Origin of the sequence: Schnuerera sp., assembly GCF_035459645.1 — a bacterium.
Lineage (GTDB): Bacteria > Bacillota > Clostridia > Tissierellales > Tepidimicrobiaceae > Schnuerera.
In genome coordinates this window covers 1-2,773 of sequence record NZ_DATHXO010000506.1, presented here as the reverse complement: position 1 = coordinate 2,773, position 2,773 = coordinate 1, and the positions used below count along the sequence as shown (strand labels likewise).

4 protein-coding genes are annotated in these 2,773 nt (G+C 30.8%); 1 reads left to right on the top strand and 3 read right to left on the bottom strand.

What is annotated here, in order from left to right; translation table 11 throughout:
- Positions 1-670 (top strand): SIR2 family NAD-dependent protein deacylase (locus VK998_RS11805; protein ID WP_325228573.1); only part of this gene is annotated, 670 nt, incomplete at its 5' end.
- Between the two features lie 71 nt (positions 671-741).
- On the opposite strand, the gene VK998_RS11800 is transcribed toward VK998_RS11805, so the two are convergent.
- The 3 genes from VK998_RS11800 to VK998_RS11790 form a co-directional block, all read right to left on the bottom strand.
- Entirely contained in the window at positions 742-1,569 is an 828-nt protein-coding gene (locus VK998_RS11800) for an ABC transporter permease (RefSeq protein WP_325228571.1), read from the bottom strand.
- Positions 1,570-1,591: 22 nt separating this feature from the next.
- Complete coding sequence (locus tag VK998_RS11795) at positions 1,592-2,416, bottom strand: ABC transporter permease (RefSeq protein ID WP_325228569.1); 825 nt, start codon at positions 2,414-2,416, stop codon at positions 1,592-1,594.
- 12 nt (positions 2,417-2,428) lie between these two features.
- Positions 2,429-2,773, bottom strand: a 345-nt coding sequence (locus tag VK998_RS11790) for an ATP-binding protein DrrA1-3 family domain-containing protein (protein ID WP_325228567.1), incomplete at its 5' end; no start/stop codon positions are given.

Here is a 2,773-nt window from a genome sequence, read left to right as displayed (position 1 = left end):
TAGTATGGTAGTAATGACTGGAGCAGGTATGGATACGGAAAGTAATATTCCAGATTTTAGGTCTAAAGATGGATTATGGTATAAGATGGATCCTGCAAAAGTAGCTACCATAGAAGCCTTACATCAAAATTATCCGTTATTCCATGAATTTTATTCTGCTAGAATTAAAAATATGGGGAATATTAAACCACATAAAGGTCATTATGTATTAGCGGAATTAGAAAAACGAGGATATATAAAAAGTTTGGCTACTCAAAATATTTCAGGATTACATGCTATGGCAGGAAGCAAAAAAGTTTATGAACTTCATGGAAATATAAGGGATATAAGATGTAATGAATGTCATACAAGCCATTCTATTGAAGAATTTTTAGATAAGAAAAACTGTAATAACTGTGGAAAGAATGCTTTAAGACCAGGAATAGTTTTATTTGGTGAAATGTTGCCTACCAACACTTGGCAACGTGCCATGGAAGATGTAAAGAATTCGGATGTTTTAATGGTTATAGGAACTAGCTTACAAGTATATCCAGTAAACCAAATGCCCTATATGACTAGAGGGAAAACAGTATATATTAATAAGGAACCTGCTGAGGGATACGATTTTGATATAGAGATTATAGGTAAAGCAGGAGAGATTTTAGCTAAATTAAAGGAAATATTATTATAAAATAACCTATATTATATAAAAAAGGTAGTAGATTATTAATAATCTACTGCCTTTTTATATTGGGAGTATAATTAATGAAAACCTATGTTACCTATAGTTCTACAGTGTTTCTCCACTTTTTTCAAAATACTATATCCTACTAATACACCAAAAATCATAAATCCTGTTAAAATCAATATCTCCGTCTTTAGCGGAAGCAAAGTATTTGTATCTAGCAAAATTCCTCTTATGGCATCATATCCATAAGTTAATGGTAAAGACAGAGATATAGCCATTATTGCTCTTGGCAATACTGTAACTGGAAAGGATTCACCAGACAACATGGTTAAGGAAAAACTGGTAATATCTATTATATTGTTAGCATTATTTGTAATTAATACTAATGAGGCTATTCCAAATCCTAACCCATATAAAGCTATTAGCATAGGTATAAGAGTAGCCACTGCAGGGAGCACACCTTTGCCAATATTAAATCCAAACATAATCCATATGATAAAGGCAACAGTTAAGGCATTTATAGTAGTAATTATTAATGAGAAAATAGATCTACCTATTAGCTGTATCCAAAGTGGTATAGGTGTCAGCCAATTAGATTCAATTACTCCTGCATCCATTTCATTTTTTAAGGAGAATCCCATACCCCATAATACTGAACTAACAAAGCCTCCTGCGATACTTCCAATAACTAAGAAGGCCATATAGTCAGTGGTTCCTGCGTATTGGCTAAAACCAATATTTTCACCTTTTATTTGGAAAGCTTTAGATAAAAAATATACAGGGGTAATCCATATAATAGGTTCAACTATTCTAAAAATGGCATTAGCTGGATATCTAATGAATATCTTTGCATCTTTTTTTATAATAGCCATCATGGCTAGTAGATAAGCTTTTATTTTCATTATATTTTCCTCCAATCTCAAACTAATAATGGCCTAAGGAACCAGAATCTTTTGCTTTTCTTTGAGTATAGAAAAAGGATAGTATACCAAGAATCATAAGAATGGTACCAGAGCAAATTAAATAAATTATTTCTTTATTTATCTGTCCAATTGTAGCTCCAGAGGAAATAACTGCTCTTAGTGCATTTATACTGTGAGTCATCGGAATGACTTGGGAGATTTTTTTCATCCAATTAGGTAGTACTGCCAATGGATAAGTAATTCCACAAAAGATAGTCATTATACCTCGAACTAAAAAAACCATTGAATTTGCTTCTTTAACCCATAGAATCAGAGAAGCAAAGATAAATCCAATTCCATATACGGCAGGTATTGATATTAAAATAATTAATAATGCTAGCAGAGGATTTCCAACAAATTTAAAATTATAAAATATTTTATATTCAATAATTGAAACTACAATATAAATAATACTGATTAATAATTGAAAAACAGAATATCCAAATAATATGCTAATTTTAGGTATAGGGCATAGCCAATTTGATTCTAAAGTACCCCTCATTTGTTCAACTCTTAAACTAGAACCGAAGGACCAAAGCATAGTATTAATCCACATCCATATAGTGGTTCCAATTAACATATAAGTAGTATAATCTGTAGTTCCTGTAATAGATTGAAACTGAGCTAAAGAATTATATCCAGTACCAGATAATGCTTTAGCAGTAAATAGATATCCAAAAGGGAAGATAACTGGCCATATTAACAATGGTATAAACCAGGATGGATATCTTAGCATTATCCTCCATTCTTTTTTGAACACTGTGTACATTGGTAATAAAAAGTCCATTTAAATATCCTCCTATTCTCTTAATGATTTTCCTGTAAGACTAATGAAAACATCTTCTAAAGTAGGTTCTTCCACCCTAAAGTTGATAATTTTAATATCAGATGAAATAATATTTGATATTAAACTACTTATGGAATCAGAACCATTAGCAATATGAATTTTTACTTCCCACATTTGGTTTATATCGTTGAATTTTGAGTTAATATTTTCAACAGAATGAACTTTCCTGATTTTTCCTAAAGTATTATCATTCCAATTGCTTAATTCTAGTGCCACTATATTGGTTTTGTTTAAATCATTCTTTAGATTATAAGGAGTATCCATAGCAATGATTTTGCCATGATCGATAATGGCAAT